An 18,518-nucleotide genomic window follows, 5' to 3' on the forward strand; every position below is an offset into this window, starting at 1 on the left:
TGCTTACCTCTTGTTCTTGATCGCGGTGCCAAGCACCTGGAGGTAGGCGACCAGGGCGTCCATTTCGGTCTTGCCCTTGACCGAGGCGACGGCACCGCTGATGTCGTCGTCGGTGTACGGCACGCCGAGGGTGCGCATGGCCTTGATCTTGGCTTCGGTGTGGCTGGTATCCACTGGCTGGGCAACCAGCCATGGGTACGACGGCATCTTCGATTCCGGTACCACGTTGCGCGGGTTGTACAGGTGCGCACGGTGCCAGTCGTCGGAGTAGCGGCCGCCCACGCGGGCCAGGTCAGGACCGGTACGCTTGGAGCCCCACAGGAACGGGTGGTCCCAGACGCTTTCACCGGCGACCGAGTAGTGGCCATAGCGCTCGGTTTCGGCGCGGAACGGACGGATCATCTGCGAGTGGCAGCCGACGCAGCCTTCGCGAATGTAGATATCGCGGCCTTCCAGTTGCAGCGCGGTGTAGGGCTTCATGCCTTCCACCGGCTTGTTGGTGACGTCCTGGAAGAACAGCGGAACGATCTGGGTCAGGCCGCCGATGCTCACGGCGAACACCATCAGCAGGACCAGCAGGAAGACGTTCTTTTCAATGGCTTCGTGTTTCATCTCGTACTCCTCAGGCCAGCTGCGCGGAAGCGTCTGCGGTTGCCTGGGCTGGAGCACGCACGGTGCGCCAGGTGTTCCAGGCCATCAGCAGCATGCCGGTCAGGAAGATCGCACCGCCGACGAAGCGCACGATGAAGCCGGGGTGGCTGGCCACCAGGGTTTCCACGAACGAGTAGGTCAGGGTGCCGTCGGCGTTGACTGCACGCCACATCAGGCCCTGGGCGATACCGTTGACCCACATCGAGGCGATGTAGAGCACGGTGCCGATGGTGGCGAGCCAGAAGTGCGCGTTGATCAGGCCGATGCTGTGCATCTGGGCGCGGCCGAAGACTTTCGGAATCATGTGGTACAGGGCGCCGATGGAGATCATCGCCACCCAGCCGAGGGCACCGGCGTGTACGTGGCCGATGGTCCAGTCGGTGTAGTGGGACAGGGCGTTGACGGTCTTGATGGCCATCATCGGACCCTCGAAGGTCGACATGCCGTAGAACGCCAGGGACACGACCAGGAAACGCAGGATCGGGTCGGAGCGCAGCTTATGCCAGGCACCGGAGAGGGTCATCATGCCGTTGATCATGCCGCCCCAGCTTGGCGCCAGCAGCACCAGGGACATGATCATGCCGAGGGACTGGGCCCAGTCGGGCAGGGCGGTGTAGTGCAGGTGGTGCGGACCGGCCCAGATGTACAGGGTGATCAGCGCCCAGAAGTGCACGATCGACAGGCGATACGAATACACCGGACGTTCGGCCTGTTTCGGCACGAAGTAGTACATCATCCCGAGGAAGCCGGCGGTGAGGAAGAAGCCCACGGCGTTGTGGCCGTACCACCACTGGACCATGGCATCGGTGGCGCCGCTGTACAGCGAGTAGGACTTGGTCAGGCTGACCGGCAGTTCCAGGTTGTTGACGATGTGCAGCATCGCCACGGTCAGGATGAACCCGCCGAAGAACCAGTTGCCGACGTAGATGTGCTTGGTATTGCGCTTGATCAGCGTACCGAAGAACACCACGGCATAGGCCACCCAGACGATGGTGATGAGGATGTCGATCGGCCATTCCAGCTCGGCGTATTCCTTGGAGCTGGTGTAGCCCAGCGGCAAGGTGATGGCGGCGAGCAGGATCACCAGTTGCCAGCCCCAGAACGTGAACGCCGCGAGCTTGGGCGCGAACAGGGTGGTCTGGCAGGTACGCTGGACCGAGTAGTACGAACTGGCGAACAGCGCGCAACCACCGAAGGCGAAGATCACCGCGTTGGTATGCAGCGGGCGCAGGCGCCCGAAGCTGGTCCAGGGAAGGTCGAAGTTAAGGGCGGGCCAGGCGAGTTGAGCGGCGATGAAAACGCCGAGCCCCATCCCGACGATTCCCCATATCACCGTCATAATGGCGAATTGGCGGACCACCTTGTAGTTGTAGGCGGTACTGCTGGTTGTGTTCATGTATGGGTTCCCATCCACGGTTATAGGCAGGCTAGACAGCGAGGCAAGCATGATTAATGGGCAGATCGCCGGTATTGACGGGGATCAACTGGCGAACAGGGCGAACGTGCGGGGGTGGCTATGGAATGCCCCGCAAAATCAGGCAGATGGCGGCGTGCGCGGGTGCCTGATCCTGGCCCACGGGGCGGGTGCGCCGATGGACAGCGGGTTCATGGAGGACATGGCGCAAAGGCTTGCCGGGCAAGGGGTTGGCGTGCTGCGCTTCGAGTTTCCGTACATGGCTGAACGGCGGCTCAGTGGTGGCAAAAGGCCGCCGAATCCGCAGGCGGTTTTGCTGGGGTGCTGGCGGGAGGTGTGGCAGGAGGTGCGACCATTGGTCGCTGGGCCGCTGGCGATTGGCGGCAAGTCCATGGGTGGGCGCATGGCCAGTTTGCTGGCGGATGAGCTGGGTGCGGACGGGCTGGTGTGTCTGGGGTATCCGTTCTATGCGGCGGGCAAGCCGGAGAAGCCAAGGGTGGCGCACCTGGCCGGGCTGAAGACGCCGACGCTTATTGTCCAGGGTACGCGGGATGCGCTGGGCAACCGGGAGACGGTGCAAGGCTATGAACTGTCGCCGGCGATCGAGCTGTGCTGGCTGGAGGCGGGGGACCATGACCTCAAGCCGTTGAAGGCTTCAGGGTTTACTCATTCCGGGCATTTGCAGACGGCGGCAGAGCGGGTTGCACAATTCCTGAAGTGAGCCGAGAACCCTGTGGGAGCTGGCTTGCCAGCGATGAGGCCGGCAAGGATTCGGGCCCTATCGCTGGCAAGCCAGCTCCCACAGGGACTTGTGCAAGCCGCTGAGTCAGTCGCGGTACTCGCACAGGTAAGCGGTATCCACCGCGACCTTCAGCTGGAACTTGGCATTGGCCGGGACATTGAACTGGCTGCCGGCGGAGAAGGTTTCCCAGTTGTCGCTGTCCGGCAGCTTGACGGTCAGGGCGCCGGAGACCACGTGCATGATTTCACGCTGGGCAGTGCCGAACTCGTATTCGCCCGGGGCCATGACGCCGATAGTGGCCGGACCTTCAGCGCCGGTGAAGGCGATGGATTTGACCGTGCCATCGAAGTACTCGTTGACTTTGAACATGGGCGACTCCTGAAAAGAAAGGGACCAAAAAGGCCGGCCAGTATGCCCAACCCCCGTGGTCCCGTCATCCGCTTTCAGGTGCCCTGCAACGGCAGGGTCAGCGGCAGCAAACGCGCGGTGTTGCGCGCATCCTCAAGGGCACGATGCTGCTGCCCGTGAAACTGCAATCCAGCCAGTTGCAGCGCACCATTCAACCCCAGCGGCCGGCTCAGGTGGCGGGCCTTGGCGAAGCGCTGCTTGAGGTTGAGATGCGTCACGTGGGCCAGCAGGCTGTCGATGCCATTGGCCTGCCATTCCTGCAGCAATTGCTTGCGGTCGTAGTCGCCCCAGCTGGTCCAGCCCTCCAGGCGCGGCTGGTAGTTGCCGAGCCAGCGCTCGAACTGGCCCCAGACCTCGGCGAAGGGCGCCGCACTGTCGACGTTGGCCTGGGTGATGTGGGTCAACTGCCGGCAGAACGGCGTCAGTTGCGGACGCCGCCGCGGTTTGACGAAGCGCTGGAAATGATCCACCTCGCGTCCTTCCCGATTGACCAGGCTCGCGCCGATTTCGATCACTTCCATTTCCGTGAGCGGCCAACCGCCGTCGTCGGTGGTGGCTTCCAGGTCGATCACCAACCAATGGCCCATAATTGTTTCCCTGACAGGTAGAGGCTCAAGCGTAGCCAAACCCGGCCGTCGCCGGTATCCCATGGCATTTTGCCCCCAGTGCGCGAAAATGGCGCTTGTCCCGGGTTGTGCTACCCCGGGAAAACACCTAGCTTAGTCAGATTCAGGTTGGAAATCCTTGAGAGTGTTGCCTTGATTCTTGCGCCAATACCACGGGTATTGCCTTCGTTGCTGTGTCTTTTCCTGACCTGGCAGGCAGACGCGGCTTTCGCTGTGGAAAGCGTCGACATCAGGATCGGCGCGGCGCACTTCCCGCCGTATACCGTGCGCCCCGAACAGGGCGCCGACACCGGCCTGTTGCCGCAACTGGCCGAAGCGTTGAACAAGGCCCAGGACCGCTTCCATTTCGTGCTCGTGCCCACTTCGATTCCGCGGCGCTTTCGCGATTTCGAGCAGGGGCGGGTGGACATGGCGATCTTCGAGAACCCCGACTGGGGCTGGCAGAACATCAAGCATGTCAGCGTCGACATGGGCCTGGAAGATGCCGAAGTCTTCGTCACCCACCGTTCCGAGGGACGCGACCAGCATTACTTCGAAGACCTGAAGGGCAAGCGCTTGGCCCTGTTCAGCGGTTACCACTACGCCTTTGCCAACTTCAATCCCGACCCGCGCTATCTCGCCACCACCTACAACGCCACCCTGACCTATTCCCACGACAGCAATCTGCTGATGGTCCAGCGCGATCGCGCCGATATCGCCCTGGTTACCCGCTCGTACCTGAGTGACTACATGAAGCGCAACCCGGGCAGCGTCGCCGAGCTGCTGGCCTCGGAGCGCATCGATCAGGTCTATCACCATTACGCGCTGTTGCGCCCGCAGGCGAAGATCAGCGGCGAGGAGTTCGCTGCGCTGCTGGAGCAGTTGCGGGCAAGCGGCGAGTTGCTGAGGATTTTCCAGCCGTACCAGATCCAGGTGATCGGCCCGCATACCCATTGAGCGGTGCCGGCTCACCTGGCGGTATCAGTGGGGCAGGCCGGCGCTGCGCGCGCTGGAGACCTTGCGGCAATGCACCAGGGCATCACGGATCATGAAGTTGACCAGGGTCGGCGAGACGCCGAGTTCCTTGGCGATATCCTTCTGTGGCACACCGTGCAGGCGGTACATCTCGAAGGCATAGCGGGTACGTGGCGGCAGTTCGGTGAGCGCGTCGGCAATGTGCTCGAGGGTGGCGAAGTTGATATGTGCGGCCTCGGGCGAAGCGCCCTGGACCACCACGTTCAAGCCTTCTTCTTCACTTCCCGAATACTTCATCTCCATCGCCTGCTTGCGGTAATGGTCGATGGCCAGGTTGCGCACGATCTGGAACAGGTAGCTCAGCTGTGCCTTGAACGACGAGGTGATCTGCGGCGCGGAATTGAGGCGAAAGAAAGCGTCCTGGACGACGTCCTCTGCCCGCGAGCGACAGCCGGTGATGCGGGCTGCGATCTTGACGAGGATGCCGCGATTGTCGACGAACGCTTGGAGTAACGGTGAATCGCACTTACCTGTGGATAGTTGTTCCGCCATGGAAAATCACCTTTTCTCTAAGTGGATAGCGAATGGCCTTACGGGACCATTCGCTGCGACGTGCGACAAACTAGTATTAATGATAATTATTGTCAAATGCGAAAGTAGATGAGACGTCCTGCGATTTGGATCTAAGGCCCGGTCTGTGATGCGCCGCATGAATCGGGCCGCTCAGGCAGGGGAAGGCTTTCCTTATCGCACAGGCAAATGACGAATCGGGGTCTGCCGCACAGGCAAAAAAAGACCGCCACAATGGGCGGTCAAGCAACCCGGAGCGCGGGCTGAATTCGCTCCGGGCGGGAGGACGGTCTCAGCGCTTGCCGAGGATCTTGCCCAGCAATTCCGGACGCGGCGCGCCTTGCTGTTGTTGCAGGCGCTGCTGCTCGTCGAGATAGAAGATCGCCGGGGTGGCGGACAGGCCCAGCTCGTCCATCAGCGCCTGGTTGGCGTCGAGCTTGGCCTGGACCTCGGCGGGCACCTTGTCCAGCGCCTTGAGGGTGCTCGCCTTGCCGGCCTTTTCATGCTCCAGCAGGGCCTTTTGCGGGTCCTTGGCGGCGAGCAGGGCGGCGGACTTGCCAGGGCTGTCGGCGCGGATGATGCCGACCATGATATGGCGCAGTTGCACCTTGCCCGACTCGACCCAGGGCCGCGCCTGCTCCCAGAACATGTTGCAGTACGGGCAGTTGGGGTCGCTGAACAGGTAGACGATGCGCGGCGCCTCGGCCTTGCCGTCGGCAATCCAGGCGGCCTTTTCCATCTTCGCCCAGACCTCCTTGGCCATCGGCGCGTAGACCAGCTTTTCCAGTTGCGGCTCGCTGAGGTCCTGGCCCTGCTCGTCGAACAGGCTGCCCACCAGCGCGTGCTTGCCGTCCGCAGTCAGGTAGATGGCCACGCCCTGGTTGCGGAACTGCGCGGCATAACCCTTCATGCCGTTGGGCGCATCGAAACTGCCGACGACCTTGGCGCCCTTGGCTTCGATCTGGCGCACGGCGGCGGGCAGTTCTTCGGCGACGACCAGCGGGCTGGCGATCAGGCCGGCGGCCAGGCTCAGGTACAGGGGGATCCTCATGGTGCATTCCTTGTTGCGGGTGTGGGGGCACGGCGCAGGTCCTCGTCGAGGGACTGCAACGCATGGTGCAGGCTGGCCCTGGACAGTTCGCCCAGGTGGCTGCCCACCAGGCGTCCGTCGGCGTCGTAGAACAGCGTGGTGGGCAGGGCCATCGAGCCGACCGCGCTGGCCAGCCGGCCACCGGCGTCGAACAGTACGTGGGACAGGTTCAGCCCGGTGGTGGCGAGGAAGTTGGTGACGATCTGCGGCGTCTCGCCCTGGTTGACGAACAGGAAGGTGACGTCCGGGTACTCGTGCTGGGCCTGTTGCAGCACCGGCATCTCGCGCCGGCACGGCGGGCACCAGGTGGCCCAGATATTGATCACCAGCGGCTTGCCGCGATGGCTGTCCAGCGCCACTTCCTGGCCCTGGGCATTCTTCAGCGTGAGGTGGGGCAGTTGCGTGCCCTGTTCGTACAGGTGGCTGGCCCAGCTTGCGAGGATCCAGAACAGCGCGCCGCTGGCCAGGCCCCAGCCCAGCGGCTTGCGGCGTGCCGGCCTGCGCCAGCCGGCCCAGATCGCCCCGAGCACCACGGTCAGCAGGCCGACCCAGGGCAGGAAGCCGCCATCGCGGATATCGACGATCTGCAGCAGGTCGTCGCGGTACAGCGGCCAGTAGGCGATGACGAAACCGATCCGCGCGCAGAGCAGGCCGAGGATGAACAGGTTGAACAGCGACGACTCGGGGTTATCGCCACCGCGCCTGGCCACGCGCCAGCCGACCAGGGTCGCCAGGCCCAGGGCCAGCAGGAGCAGCAGGTGGTCGAGGGCCACGGCGATCGGGCCGATATTCACCGTCAGCATCAGCCTTCGCTCCGGGTGGCGTTCCAGTGTTGCAGGAAGGTGGTCGCGTCCACTTCACCGACGATACGCCGGGCGCGGCGCTCTTCGCCGTCGGGGCCGATCCACAGCATGCTCGGTGGGCCCGGGACCTGGTAACGCTTGAGCAGCTCGCGGGCGGGGGCGGCGTCGGCGGTTACGTCCAGGCGCACCAGGCGGACCCCGGCCAGGGCCGCGAGGACGTCAGGGCGGGTGAAGACCTGCTTCTCCATGACCTTGCACGACACGCACCAGTCCGCATAGTAGTCGAGGAACACCCATTGGCCCTGGCTGCGCGCGGCGTCCAGTTCGGCCTGCAAGGCCTGCGGGGTGCTGACCGTGGTGAAGGCGTCTTCGTGGGCCACGAGCGGGGTGCCGCCGCCGCTGAACGGCGCCAGCGGGCGCCACGGATCGCTACCGCCACCGGCGGCACCGGCCAGCGCCAGCACGCCCCACAACCCGGCGATCAGCATCACCGGCTGCAGCGCACGGAAGCGCTTCAAGGCCGGCCAGGCGCTCCAGGCCAGGGCCAGCAGCCAGGCGCCGGCCAGGGCCAGCCACAGGCTCGGTGCCAGGACCACGCGCAGGGTGTACAGGGCCATGCCGAGGAAGACGAAGCCGAACAGGCCCTTGACCAGGTTCATCCAGGCCCCGGGGCGCGGCAGGTAGCGATTGCCCACGGTGACCAGCAGCAACAGCGGCAGGCCCATGCCCAGGCCGAGGCTGAACAGCACCAGGCCGCCGTGCACGGCATTGCCACTCTGGGCGATATACAGCAGGGCACCGGCCAGTGGCGCGGTCATGCACGGGCCCATGAGCAAACCGGACAGCGCGCCGAGCAGGGCCGCGCCGGCCAGGTTGCCGCCGCGGGTCTTGCTGCCGGCACGCTCCAGGCGATCGCGCAGGAACATCGGCAATTGCAGTTCGAAGGCACCGAACATCGGCAGGGCCAGCAACACGAACAGCGCTGCCAGGCTGCCCAGCAACCACGGCTGTTGCAGCCAGGCCTGGAGGTTGGCACCGAGCAGCGCGGCGATCACCCCGAGGGCGGCATACACCAGCGCCATGCTCAGCACGTAGGTGCCAGCCAGGACCCAGCCGCGCCGGCTGCTGACGTTGTTGCCCATCACCAGCCCGGCGAGGATCGGCAGCATCGGCAGCGAGCAGGGGGTGAACGCCAGTAGCAGGCCGAGGCCGAAGAACACCAGCAGGCCCCAGGCCAACTGGCCCTGTTGCAGGGTCCCGGCCAGGGCCTGGTCGTCGGCCTGGGTGGCGCTTTTGGCCGTGCCGCCAAGTTCGACCACCGAGGTCTGCGGCGGGTAGCACAGCCCGGCATCGGCGCAGCCCTGCCAGCCTATGCGCAGGGTGCCCTGGGCCGAGGCGGGGATGATCAGTTCGAGGGCGCCGCGATACACCGGCTGGTCGCCGAAGAACTCATCATGGTGATCGACGGCGGGAGGCAGTTGCGGGATTTGCTCCGGGGTCAGGCCATCGAATTTCAGGCGCTTCTGATAGAGGTAGTAATCCTTGGTGATCGTCCAGTGCAGGCGGGTCTCGCCGGACGGCAGGCGTTCGCTGGTAAAGACGAAGGCCTTTTCCACCGGCAGGAAGTCGCTCTGGGCGAAGGGGTTGGCGAAGTTCTGCGCCAGGCTCAGGGAGCTGAACAGGCAGAGAAGCGCCAGGATCAATGCACGCATGTCGAAGCCTTGCAATTTCATGAGTGGCCAAGGCTGCCCCCCATGGATTAACCCATTGTTAAGCCGTCGGCCGGCAGGCGACGGGGCCTGCGGGGCAGGGCATAATCCCCGGTTAATCCTGCTCAGGCCCAATGCAGGCTTTCCTCTTTCCGTGACCGAAGCGCGCCCATGCATGTACTGCTCTGTGAAGACGACGACCTGATCGCCAGCGGCATCATTGCCGGCCTGAGCGCCCAGGGCCTGAACGTGGACCGCGTGGCCAACGCCAGCGCGGCGCGGGCCATGCTCCAGGCCGCGCATTTCGACGTGATGGTGCTCGACCTCGGCCTGCCCGACGAAGACGGCCTGAAACTGCTGCAGCGCCTGCGCCAGCAGGGCCACAGCCTGCCGGTGCTGATCCTCACCGCCCGCGACGCGGTGACCGACCGGGTCGATGGTCTGCAGGCGGGGGCCGACGATTACCTGCTCAAGCCCTTCGACCTGCGTGAACTGGCGGCGCGTCTGCACACCCTGGTGCGGCGTAGCGCCGGGCGCTGCGTGAACATCATCGAGCACGGTCCGCTGAGTTTCGACCCGAGCAGTTGCGACGCCAGCCTCGGCGGCCAGCCGGTGGACCTGTCCCGCCGTGAACAGGCGCTGCTCCAGGCCCTGCTCAACAACCCGGGGCGGGTGCTGTCCAGCGAGCAGCTCAAGGACAGCGTCTACGGCTTCGGCGACGAGGTGGAAAGCAACGCCCTCAACGTGCATATCCACCATCTGCGGCGCAAGCTGGGCAATGGCATCGTCGAGACCGTGCGGGGCCTTGGCTATCGCCTCGGCCCCGCGCGGCTGCCCGAGGAGTCCGGGCAATGAGCCTGCGCCTGCGCCTGAGCCTGATCCTCGGCACCGCCTTCGTCCTGATCTGGGCCCTGGCCGCGGCCTGGATGCTCCGTGACCTGCGCCAGCAGATGATGTTTTCCCTCGACCAGCGCCTGGTCGCCTCGGCGCGCATGGTCGCCGGGCTGATCGACCAGTTGCCGCAACCCCTGACCAGCAAGGGCGACGGCACCCACCTCAGCGCCGACCAGCTCAGCGTGCCGGACGGCATGGCCTGCCAGGTTACCTCCTTGCGCGGGGAGATCCTTGCCCGCAGTCATCAGAACGCCGACCAGCATATGGACGACGGTCGCGGCGGTTTCCACGACCAGATCATCGACGGTGCGCGCTGGCGCAGTTTTACCTTTGCCCATGGCGATATCCGCATCACCACGGCGGATCGCCATCTGGAGCGCGAGGCGCTCAACCGTTCGATCCTGCTGGCCGCTTCGGCGCCGGTGCTGGTGGCCTTGCTCGGCAGTCTCGGTCTGCTCTGGATCGGCATCGGCAAGGGCCTGGCGCCGCTGAACTGGATGCGCGAGGCCCTGCGCCGGCGTAGTCCGGACTCGGTGGAACCGTTGCAGATCAAGGCGGTGCCCAGCGAGTTGCAGCCCTTGCTGGATACCCAGAACCAGCTGTTCCTGCGGATCGGTCAGACCATCGAACGCGAGCGGCGCCTGACCGGCGATGCGGCCCACGAGCTGCGCAGCCCGCTGACGGCGATCAAGACCCACCTTCAGGTGGCGCGGATGACTGACGGGCGGGTGCGCGAGCAGGCCCTGGCGCATGCCGAGGAGGGCGCCGATCGCCTGCACCGGACCCTGGAGCAGTTGCTGTTGCTGGCGCGGGTCGAGGGCAGCCTGTCGTTCGATGATGGCGTGCAGTGCAGTGCCGACCAGGTGGCGCGGCAGGCGATCCAGGATACCGGTGATGACCGGCGTATCGTCCTCAACGCCCCGGCGCAGGCGGGCAAGGCCCTGCTGGACATGCCCGGGGCGCTGGCGGTGGCGGCGTTGCGCAACCTGCTGGACAACGCCTTGCGCCATAGCAGCGGCGAGGCGCCGGTGGAGCTGGAGGTGCGGGTGGAAGAGGAGGGTGTCGGCTTCCTGGTTCGTGACCATGGACCGGGGATCCCCGAGCAGGACCTGCAACACCTGACCCAGCGTTTCTGGCGCAATGGGCAGAGCGAGGGCAGTGGGCTGGGGCTGGCGATCGTCCAGGCCATCGTCCAGCGCTGTGCCTGCTCGCTGAACTTCGACAGCCGCAGCGACGGGCTGCGGGTGTTGCTGAGGATGCCACTCAAGGCCTCTGCCTGACCCGGATCTCCCTGTGGGACTGGCCCCTGTGGGAGCTGCGGTGCGGCGATCCGACTTGCCAGCGATAGGGCCGGCAAGGGCAATGATGTTGCCTGGTCTGGCCTCATCGCCGGCAAGTCGGATCGCCGCACCGCAGCTCCCACAGGGTTTTGTGGTGCATTCACTATTCGGTCTTTCTGCCTAAATTTCTTTGCCAACCCAACGTTCTAGCTTGGACATAAGCAGTTTCCATGGCTGACACGGGTGGGGAATGACGATATCGCGGCGAGGGTTCCTGGCAGGTCTGGCGGTGACGGGTGCGGCGGTGCCGGCCGTCTACTACGCCCATCAGAAGCTGACCCATGACCCCGAGGACGACATCGTCACCCCTGGCGAAGCCAGCGTCGAGCTGGCCGATATCGCCGGCCAGCAACTGGGCAACCAGTTGCGCGGCGTCTGGGATATCCGCTTCACCGGCGCCGACGGCGGCCTGCCCGGTCTGCCCCGCGACGGCATCCAGCTCTACCTCGACATCGCTGCCAAGGGCCGTGGCCTGCGCGGCGTGCTGGGCACCCGGGACAACCTCGAACAACCCGGCCCGGCCATGTACCGCGTGCTTGGCGACCTGGTCGGCGCCTCTACCGCCGAGGTGCGCTGGCGTCTGCTGAGCAACCAGGGCGGCCCCGGCTTCGAGTGCATCGCCACCCTCGACGAGGTCTGGGGCGAATACGGCAACGCCGGCAGCGGCACCCTGACCGGGCGCATGCAGCGCCTCGACCGCTCCCTGGCGCTGCCCTTGCAGGACAGCCATTTCGTCGCGGTCAAGCGGATGTTCCCCGAGGCCCGCGAGCGCATCGCCTATACCCCGGAAATGCACGCCTGGCTGATCAGCGCCGAACATCGCCTGTTCCACCAGCTCTGGCACGCGACCCGGGACAAATGGCATCGCCTCTCCGAAGAGCGTCATGGTGCCCTGCGCGGCCTCGGCTGGCAGCCCGGGCCGAGGGACAAGGAGCGCGATGCCCGGGGGCCGAAGAAGCACCGCAATGGCTCGGGTGTGGACTTCCTGTTCATGCACCGGCATATGCTCAACGCCGCGCGCAGGATCCAGCCGCTCGAGTCCTGGGCGCATTTCCCCCTGCCGCAGCCGAACGTGGAATATGACCGCCATGGCTTTGCCCGCTACTTCGACAACCACGACGGCTACAGCGTGCCGCCGACCTGGCGTGCGCCGGGCGACAGCGACTACACCCAGTGGGTTGCGGCGATCAAGGCGCAGGAGACCTTCTGCTCCAACTTCCAGGTCTGGGAATCGCAGTACCAGGACCCGCACTACCTGTCGAAGATGACCCTCGGCCAGTTGGGCTCGGAGCTGGAGATGAACCTGCACGACTGGCTGCACATGTGCTGGGCGTCGGTGCCGCGTGATCCGTCCAATGGTGCACCGGTGCCGTTCGCCCGCGATCCGGCGGACTTCGCCGCGCGTTGGTACGAGCCGGAAAACGACTTTCTCGGTGATCCTTTCTCGTCCCATGTGAACCCGGTGTTCTGGGGCTTCCATGGCTGGATCGACGACCGTATCGACGACTGGTACCGCGCCCATGAGCGGCACAATCCGGGGCAGGTGCAGCGGTTGCAGGTCAGTGGTGTGGACTGGTTCGCGCCGGGGCGCTGGAACGAGGTGGACGACCCCTGGCTGGGGCCGGATACCCACGGCTGCAGCACCACGCCGGGGCTGCTGCCGGGCAAGTCGGTGGAGATGGATATCGAGACCATGAAGCTGGCGCTGCGTATCGTGTTTGCCAAGGATGACCTGCTGGAGCCGCTGTTCAAGCGCGTGCCGCAGCGGCCGTGGTATGCGCGGCACCTGTCGATGAAGGGAATTGCCTGAGGGCCTCATCGCTGGCAAGCCAGCTCCCACAGGTCCGGTGCATGCAGTCCCTGTGGGAGCTGGCTTGCCAGCGATGAGGCCATGAAGCCTAGCGAGAAGCTATCTGCCAACCTCCTCCTAAAGCCTTGTACAACGCCACGCTCCCCTGCACCCGCGCCAACCGCAATTGCACCTGCTGATCCTGCGCCTGATACAAGGTCCGCTGCGTCTCCAGCACCGTCAGCAGCGTCTCCGCCCCCGCCCGGTAACGACTTTCCGCCAGCTCGAACGCCGTCCGTGCCTGACGCACTTCCTCATCCTGCCACTGGCGCTGGCGATCCACCCCGCCAATCCCGTTCAGGGCCTTTTCCACGTCACCGAACGCAGAAACGATGCTCCCGCGATACACCTCCAGCAACTCCTCCTGCTCGGCCTGGGCTCTATCCCGCTCCGCCCCCAGCCGGCCATTGTCGAAGATCGGCGCTGCCAGCCCGGCAGTCAGGCTGTAATACGGGCTGCGCAGCAACTGATCGAACACCTGCGCGCCCGAGCCGAGATTGGCCCCGAGGGTCAGGCTTGGCAGCATCGCCGCCCGCGCCACCTGGACATTGGCTTTTGCCGCCGCCAGACGCGCTTCCGCCGCCGCGATATCCGGCCGCCGCCCCAGCAGGTCACTGGGCACGCCGCTGCCGATGTCGGGCCAGTGGATGGCCGCGAAGGGCTCGCGACTGGCCGGCAATTGCTGCACCGGCTCGCCCAGCAGGGTCGCCAGGGTGATGCGGGTGTCCTGCAGTTGCTGCTCCAGCAAGGGAATCTGCCGCTCCTGCGCTGCCACCAGGCTGCGCTGCTGGGCCAGTTCCAGGGCCGTGGCCGAACCCGCGTCATGCCGGGTCTGCACGACCTTGAGCACATCCCGGGCATTGGTCAGGTTGAGCCGGGCGATATCCAGCTGTTCGACCAGCGCCAGGCTTTGCAGGTAGCTGCTGGCGACGCCGCTGAACAGGGTCAGTTCCACGGTCTGGCGGTCGAAGCGGCTGGCATCGAGGCTGCGCAAGGCGCTGTCCCGCGCCGCCCGCTTGCCACCCCAGAAATCCACTTCATAACTGGCGTTGAGGGCGGTGCCGTAGGAGGTATACGTACGCTCGCTGCTGCTCGCATCGATGCCGCCGTAGCCTTTGCCTCGCAGCAGACGCTGGCGGCTGGCATCGAGACCGAACTTCACCTCCGGCAGCAACGGCGCCCCGGCGATCACCGCGCTGGCCTGGGCCTGGCGGACCCTCGCCATGGCTGCAGCAAGGTCGAAGCTATTGGCCCGAGCCTGTTCGATCAGGGCATCGAGCTGCGGGCTGGCGAACGCCTGCCACCACGGACCATCGGCGATCGGTGCGCTGGTTTGCGGCTGGCCCTGCCATTGCGCAGGGGCGGCGGGCAGCGAGCTGTCGGGCGCCTGGCTGCTGCAGGCGGCGAGCAGCAGGCTGAGGGTAAGAAGACTGAGACGGCTGGAGTTCATCGCTTATTCGCTTGTCAGGGCTTTGACCGGATCCAGCCGGGCCGCCTTGCGGGCCGGCATGAAGCCGAACACCACGCCGGTCATCACGGCGCAGGTAAAGGCGCCGAGCACGGCGCCGAGGGAGAAGGCCACGGCGATATCCGCCAGCATCAGGCCGCCGCCGATCAGCGCGGCAAGGCCGATCCCGGTGACCCCGCCGACCATCGACAGCAGCACCGCCTCGGTGAGGAACTGGCGCAGGATGTCGCGCTGGCGGGCCCCGGTAGCCATGCGGATGCCGATCTCGCGGGTCCGCTCGCGCACGGTCATAAGCATGATGTTCATCACCCCGATACCGCCCACCAGCAGGGAAATCGCCGCGATCGCCCCGAGCATCAGCGACAGGGTGTTCTGCGTGCGCGCCTCGGCCTGGATCAGCGCGGCGAAGTTGGTCAGTTCGTAGTCCTGCTTGCCGTGGTGCAGCTTGCGCATCAGGTGGTCGATGGCCAGTTCGGTTTCCTTGACCCGGGCCGAGTCGACGGCGGCGATGGTCACGTATTCCGGGTCGCGGCTGCCAAACAGGCGCACCGAGGCGGCGGAGTAGGGCACCACGATGCGCCCGTCGCTGTCGGTATCGCCGGAGCTGGCGCCCTTGGCGGCAAGGATGCCGAGCACCTGGAACGGCACGTTGCCGATCAGGATGTATTCGCCGATGGGGTTGCGCTCGGCGAACAGTTTTTCCCTGACCTTCTGCCCGATCACCGCCACGGCGGCACCGGCACGCTCGTCGGCATCGGTGAAGAAGCTGCCCTCGACCACCGGCCAGTTGAAGATCCCCGGAAAGTAGGTGTTGTTGCCGCCGACGTAGAATTTGTTGCTGGCATTGCCGTAGCGCACGGTCAGCTCGCTGCCGATCACCGGCATGATCTTCTTCACCTGGGGCAGCCCGGACAGGGCTTCGACATCGTCGAGGGTCACCAGCCCGGCCGGCGCATGCAGGCTGGCGGACTTGGCACTGAGGTAGAGGATGTTCGAACCGAACGCGGCCATCTGCGCCACCACCTGGCGCTTGCTGCCTTCGCCAACGGCGAGCATGACTACCACCGAGGCGACGCCGATGACGATGCCGAGCAAGGTCAGGGCGGTGCGGAAGCGGTTGATCCACATCACCCGCCAGGCCGCCTGCAGGGCTTCCAGCAGCTCGCCTTTCCAAGCGCCGGTCTGGGTCGCGCCGCGGTCCAGGTGCTGGCGCAATTCCTCGGCCTGGGGGCCGGCCCTGGCCGGTTCGCGCTCATGCTGGTCATTGACCGAGTCGCTGATCACCAGGCCGTCGCGGATCTCGATGACCCGCTGGGCGCGGGCGGCGACCTCGCGGTCGTGGGTGATGAGAATGATCACATGGCCCTGGCTGGCCAGCTCGTCGAGCAGGGCCATGACCTCGGCGCCGCTCTGGCTGTCGAGGGCGCCGGTGGGTTCGTCGGCGAGGATGATATGCCCGCCGTTCATCAGCGCCCGGGCGATGGACACCCGTTGCTGCTGGCCGCCGGACAACTGGTGCGGGCGGTTGCCGGTGCGCCCGGCCAGGCCCAGGCGCTCCAGCAGGGCGGCGGCGCGGGCGTGGCGTTCGTCGGCCGGGGTGCCGGCGTAGATCGCCGGCATCTCGACGTTCTCCTGGGCCGACCCGGAGGCGATCAGGTGATAGCCCTGGAACACGAAGCCGAAGGCCTCGCGGCGCAGCCAGGCCAGTTCGTCGCTGTCCAGTTCGGCAACGTCCTTGCCGGCGAACAGGTACTGGCCGCTGGTGGGACGGTCGAGGCAACCGAGGATGTTCATCAGGGTCGATTTGCCGGAGCCGGAGGCACCGACGATGGCGACGAACTCACCCGGGTGGATGGCCAGGTTCACGCCCCGCACCACCTCGACCTTCGGCGTGTCGATGCCGCCGTAGGATTTGCGGATATCGCGCAGTTCGATCAGCGGGGTGCTCATTCAACCCCCGCTGGCGACAGGTGCGCCGATCAGCAGGTGATCGCCTTCGGCCAGGCCGTCGAGGATCTGCACCCGCAGGCGGTCGCTGATCCCGGTACGCACATGGCGCTGCTGCACATGGCCGTCGCGGTCGACCACCTGGACCAGGCGCTGGTCGGGCTGGTCACCGTCTTCCTCCAGGGCCGCCAGGGGCGCGGTCAGCACGTCGCTGGCCTGGCCGGCGACGAAGAACACCTGGGCGGTCATTTCAGCCATCAGGCTGTTGTCCGGGTTATCCACGTCGAGCAGTACGGTGTAGAGCACCACCTTGCCGCCGCTGCTGCTCCCGGAGGTGCTGCCGCCGCTGCTCTGCATCGACGGGTCGAGGGGCTTGGGCGGGATCGGCAGGATCTGCCGCACCGTGCTGACCCAGCGCCGCTTGCCGCCGGCCAGGGTGGTGAAGTAGGCCTGCATGCCCGGTTTGACGTGGCCGATATCGGCTTCGGACACCTGGGCCCAGACGGTCATTGGCGACAACCGGGCGATACGCAGGATCAGCGGGGTCTGCTGCTGGGCATTGAGGGTTTGGCCTTCGCGGGCATCCACGGCGACCACGGTGCCGGACATCGGCGCGTAGATCCGCGTATAGCCCAGCTCCGCCTCATCGCTGCGCAGGCTGGCCTGGGCCTGGAGAATCTGCGCACGGTACATGTCGATGCGCGCCTGGGTCACCTTGAGCTGGGCCTGGGCGGTCTGCACGTCTTCCTCGCGGGTGGCGCCGCCGGCGGCGAGGCTCTGCTGGCGCTTGAACTGCTGCTCGGCGAGTGTGTACTGGGCCTGCTGCTCGGCCAGTTGTGCCTTGAGGTTGTCGATGGAGTAGCGGCCGGCGTCGAGCCTGGCCTGCTGGGTCGAAGGGTCGATTTCCACCAGCAACTGGCCTTCGCGGACCTGGTCGCCGGGCTCGACATGCAGCTTGCGGATCTGCCCGGAGGCCTGGGCACCGACATCCACATAGCGCCGCGGTTGCAGGGTGCCAAGGGCGGTCACGCTGCTTTCGATATCGCCGCGGGTGACGGTGACGGTGCTCAGCGGGTCGTGGCCCGGCAGGGCTTTCCAGGCCACCAGGGCGCCGACGCTGGCCAGGCCAAGGGCGCACAGCAGCAGGCGGCGTTTGAATGTCGGACGTCTCATGCGGGGTTCCAGCCAATGGGTTCGGCCCGTGCGGCGCCGGGGCGGCACGGGAGACTCCCAGATAAACGAAGGGCGTGTGCCCTGATTTACCCGCCGGTGGCGGGCGAGGGCGGGCAATACTAGGCTGAAAGGGCTAAGTGCATGTGAGAGTCATTTACAGTTGCCCGATATAATCTTGCGTTTCGGAGCAACAAGCGAATCGGCTAGTTCAACAATATATTGACGCCTTCTTGATTTCCGACGGTTTCCCGTCAACTATCAAGGAGAGCTGCGAAGGAAAGCCGCTTCCTGCGGCTAATCGACCAAGGATCGTTGCCCTTCAACCACTGCCCCTGGTCACCGACGATGCCCGACAAGTCCTTGCGAATCCTCCTCGCCGACGCGCATCCGATGCAGCTTCTGCAACTGGAGAAAATGCTCAACCGCATGGGCTACTTCCGTATCGCCCCGGTGCAGTCCTTCGATGACCTCCAGCACCTGGTGCAGAACGCCTTGCTGCCGTTCAACCTGCTGATCGGCAATATCGACCTGGCCAGCCATGCCGGGGTGGACCTGGAGCGGTTCTGTCGGGTCAATGTGCAGATCCAGCATGCGCTGCTGTATGAATCCCAGCACCTGAAGATGCCCGTGGTGCCTCCGGGGCAGCGCCAGGCGGTGAGCATCAGCCTGCCCAAGGTGCCCGATGACGAAACCCTGCATGCCTTCATGGCCCTGGTGGATGGGCCGCGGGTGATCGGCCAGTTGCCGCGCCCACAGGGCAAGCCCGGCCTGCGCGGCTCGGCGAAGCGCTTGCAGAACCTCGGCCAGACGGTGTTCTCCCGGCCTTCCTGAGGCACCTGCTTCCTCGCGCATTTTTGATATGCTCTGCGCCTCGTTCTGG

Annotated in this window: 17 protein-coding genes; 6 read left to right on the forward strand and 11 right to left on the reverse strand. The window is 65.7% G+C overall.

Annotated elements, in window-relative coordinates; translation table 11 throughout:
• Positions 1-3 precede the first annotated feature (3 nt).
• Positions 4-612 (reverse strand): cytochrome-c oxidase, cbb3-type subunit II, encoded by a 609-nt coding sequence (gene ccoO / locus AC2CQI_RS29435; RefSeq protein WP_075802538.1) that lies wholly within the window; start codon positions 610-612, stop codon positions 4-6.
• A gap of 10 nt (positions 613-622) precedes the next feature.
• Positions 623-2,047 carry a cytochrome-c oxidase, cbb3-type subunit I gene (ccoN, locus tag AC2CQI_RS29440; RefSeq protein WP_075802537.1) on the reverse strand — a complete coding sequence of 475 codons (1,425 nt, stop codon included), beginning with the start codon at positions 2,045-2,047 and terminating at the stop codon, positions 623-625.
• 49 nt (positions 2,048-2,096) lie between these two features.
• Here ccoN and AC2CQI_RS29445 point away from each other — a divergent pair, with 49 nt between their 5' ends.
• Positions 2,097-2,786 carry an alpha/beta family hydrolase gene (locus AC2CQI_RS29445; RefSeq protein ID WP_484578670.1) on the forward strand — a complete coding sequence of 230 codons (690 nt, stop codon included), beginning with the start codon at positions 2,097-2,099 and terminating at the stop codon, positions 2,784-2,786.
• Between the two features lie 105 nt (positions 2,787-2,891).
• Here the strand turns inward: AC2CQI_RS29445 and ppnP are convergent, their stop codons facing one another.
• Together ppnP and AC2CQI_RS29455 are read right to left on the reverse strand one after the other, a co-directional pair.
• Positions 2,892-3,176, reverse strand: a complete 285-nt coding sequence (gene ppnP / locus AC2CQI_RS29450) for a pyrimidine/purine nucleoside phosphorylase (RefSeq protein ID WP_009396232.1) — start codon at positions 3,174-3,176, stop codon at positions 2,892-2,894.
• A gap of 74 nt (positions 3,177-3,250) precedes the next feature.
• Entirely contained in the window at positions 3,251-3,802 is a 552-nt protein-coding gene (locus AC2CQI_RS29455; protein ID WP_075802535.1) for a 3'-5' exonuclease, read from the reverse strand.
• A 222-nt stretch (positions 3,803-4,024) separates the two neighbouring features.
• On the opposite strand from AC2CQI_RS29455, the gene AC2CQI_RS29460 reads away from it, so the two are divergent.
• Positions 4,025-4,777 (forward strand): substrate-binding periplasmic protein, encoded by a 753-nt coding sequence (locus AC2CQI_RS29460; protein WP_484580684.1) that lies wholly within the window; start codon positions 4,025-4,027, stop codon positions 4,775-4,777.
• A gap of 24 nt (positions 4,778-4,801) precedes the next feature.
• On the opposite strand, the gene AC2CQI_RS29465 is transcribed toward AC2CQI_RS29460, so the two are convergent.
• The 4 genes from AC2CQI_RS29465 to dsbD all read right to left on the reverse strand — a co-directional run bounded on the left by AC2CQI_RS29465 (position 4,802) and on the right by dsbD (position 8,970).
• Entirely contained in the window at positions 4,802-5,347 is a 546-nt protein-coding gene (locus AC2CQI_RS29465) for an RNA polymerase factor sigma-70 (RefSeq protein WP_075802533.1), read from the reverse strand.
• A 310-nt stretch (positions 5,348-5,657) separates the two neighbouring features.
• On the reverse strand, positions 5,658-6,416 hold the full coding sequence (dsbG, locus tag AC2CQI_RS29470; RefSeq protein WP_484578671.1) for a thiol:disulfide interchange protein DsbG: 759 nt from the start codon (positions 6,414-6,416) through the stop codon (positions 5,658-5,660).
• Positions 6,413-7,258 carry a TlpA family protein disulfide reductase gene (locus AC2CQI_RS29475; RefSeq protein WP_484578672.1) on the reverse strand — a complete coding sequence of 282 codons (846 nt, stop codon included), beginning with the start codon at positions 7,256-7,258 and terminating at the stop codon, positions 6,413-6,415. Before AC2CQI_RS29475 ends, dsbG begins: the two co-directional genes overlap by 4 nt.
• A complete protein-coding gene (gene dsbD, locus AC2CQI_RS29480) occupies positions 7,258-8,970 on the reverse strand; it encodes a protein-disulfide reductase DsbD (protein ID WP_484578673.1) in 1,713 nt (570 codons plus the stop codon). The genes AC2CQI_RS29475 and dsbD overlap by 1 nt, the downstream gene beginning before the upstream one ends.
• Positions 8,971-9,138: 168 nt before the next feature.
• Between dsbD and AC2CQI_RS29485 the strand changes: the two genes are divergently transcribed.
• From AC2CQI_RS29485 to pvdP, 3 genes are all read left to right on the forward strand, one after another.
• Positions 9,139-9,822, forward strand: a complete 684-nt coding sequence (locus tag AC2CQI_RS29485; protein ID WP_075802530.1) for a response regulator — start codon at positions 9,139-9,141, stop codon at positions 9,820-9,822.
• Positions 9,819-11,141: an ATP-binding protein gene (locus tag AC2CQI_RS29490; protein WP_484578674.1), complete on the forward strand. Its 1,323-nt coding sequence runs from the start codon at positions 9,819-9,821 to the stop codon at positions 11,139-11,141. The genes AC2CQI_RS29485 and AC2CQI_RS29490 overlap by 4 nt, the downstream gene beginning before the upstream one ends.
• A 250-nt stretch (positions 11,142-11,391) precedes the next feature.
• Entirely contained in the window at positions 11,392-13,011 is a 1,620-nt protein-coding gene (pvdP, locus tag AC2CQI_RS29495; protein WP_075802528.1) for a pyoverdine maturation tyrosinase PvdP, read from the forward strand.
• 88 nt (positions 13,012-13,099) lie between these two features.
• Here the strand turns inward: pvdP and AC2CQI_RS29500 are convergent, their stop codons facing one another.
• Genes AC2CQI_RS29500 through AC2CQI_RS29510 form a run of 3 tightly spaced genes read right to left on the reverse strand, consistent with a single transcriptional unit; the run spans position 13,100 to position 17,638 of the window.
• Positions 13,100-14,500 (reverse strand): efflux transporter outer membrane subunit, encoded by a 1,401-nt coding sequence (locus AC2CQI_RS29500; protein ID WP_484578675.1) that lies wholly within the window; start codon positions 14,498-14,500, stop codon positions 13,100-13,102.
• A gap of 3 nt (positions 14,501-14,503) precedes the next feature.
• Positions 14,504-16,468 carry a MacB family efflux pump subunit gene (locus AC2CQI_RS29505; protein WP_484578676.1) on the reverse strand — a complete coding sequence of 655 codons (1,965 nt, stop codon included), beginning with the start codon at positions 16,466-16,468 and terminating at the stop codon, positions 14,504-14,506.
• Complete coding sequence (locus AC2CQI_RS29510) at positions 16,469-17,638, reverse strand: efflux RND transporter periplasmic adaptor subunit (RefSeq protein ID WP_484578677.1); 1,170 nt, start codon at positions 17,636-17,638, stop codon at positions 16,469-16,471.
• Between the two features lie 345 nt (positions 17,639-17,983).
• Here AC2CQI_RS29510 and AC2CQI_RS29515 point away from each other — a divergent pair, with 345 nt between their 5' ends.
• Positions 17,984-18,469 carry a histidine kinase gene (locus tag AC2CQI_RS29515; RefSeq protein WP_075802524.1) on the forward strand — a complete coding sequence of 162 codons (486 nt, stop codon included), beginning with the start codon at positions 17,984-17,986 and terminating at the stop codon, positions 18,467-18,469.
• The last annotated feature ends 49 nt before the right edge of the window (positions 18,470-18,518 follow it).

Source organism: Pseudomonas sp. P2S-1 (genome assembly GCF_057197725.1).

Excerpts from the sequence above, each read along its gene's own strand:
- ccoO (WP_075802538.1), bottom strand. The coding sequence starts at position 612 with ATGAAACACGAAGCCATTGAAAAGAACGTCTTCCTGCTGGTCCTGCTG.
- ccoN (WP_075802537.1), bottom strand. The coding sequence starts at position 2,047 with ATGAACACAACCAGCAGTACCGCCTACAACTACAAGGTGGTCCGCCAA.
- AC2CQI_RS29445 (WP_484578670.1), top strand. The coding sequence starts at position 2,097 with ATGATTAATGGGCAGATCGCCGGTATTGACGGGGATCAACTGGCGAAC.
- ppnP (WP_009396232.1), bottom strand. The coding sequence starts at position 3,176 with ATGTTCAAAGTCAACGAGTACTTCGATGGCACGGTCAAATCCATCGCC.
- AC2CQI_RS29455 (WP_075802535.1), bottom strand. The coding sequence starts at position 3,802 with ATGGGCCATTGGTTGGTGATCGACCTGGAAGCCACCACCGACGACGGC.
- AC2CQI_RS29465 (WP_075802533.1), bottom strand. The coding sequence starts at position 5,347 with ATGGCGGAACAACTATCCACAGGTAAGTGCGATTCACCGTTACTCCAA.
- dsbG (WP_484578671.1), bottom strand. The coding sequence starts at position 6,416 with ATGAGGATCCCCCTGTACCTGAGCCTGGCCGCCGGCCTGATCGCCAGC.
- AC2CQI_RS29475 (WP_484578672.1), bottom strand. The coding sequence starts at position 7,258 with ATGCTGACGGTGAATATCGGCCCGATCGCCGTGGCCCTCGACCACCTG.
- dsbD (WP_484578673.1), bottom strand. The coding sequence starts at position 8,970 with ATGCGTGCATTGATCCTGGCGCTTCTCTGCCTGTTCAGCTCCCTGAGC.
- AC2CQI_RS29485 (WP_075802530.1), top strand. The coding sequence starts at position 9,139 with ATGCATGTACTGCTCTGTGAAGACGACGACCTGATCGCCAGCGGCATC.
- AC2CQI_RS29490 (WP_484578674.1), top strand. The coding sequence starts at position 9,819 with ATGAGCCTGCGCCTGCGCCTGAGCCTGATCCTCGGCACCGCCTTCGTC.
- pvdP (WP_075802528.1), top strand. The coding sequence starts at position 11,392 with ATGACGATATCGCGGCGAGGGTTCCTGGCAGGTCTGGCGGTGACGGGT.
- AC2CQI_RS29500 (WP_484578675.1), bottom strand. The coding sequence starts at position 14,500 with ATGAACTCCAGCCGTCTCAGTCTTCTTACCCTCAGCCTGCTGCTCGCC.
- AC2CQI_RS29505 (WP_484578676.1), bottom strand. The coding sequence starts at position 16,468 with ATGAGCACCCCGCTGATCGAACTGCGCGATATCCGCAAATCCTACGGC.
- AC2CQI_RS29510 (WP_484578677.1), bottom strand. The coding sequence starts at position 17,638 with ATGAGACGTCCGACATTCAAACGCCGCCTGCTGCTGTGCGCCCTTGGC.
- AC2CQI_RS29515 (WP_075802524.1), top strand. The coding sequence starts at position 17,984 with ATGCCCGACAAGTCCTTGCGAATCCTCCTCGCCGACGCGCATCCGATG.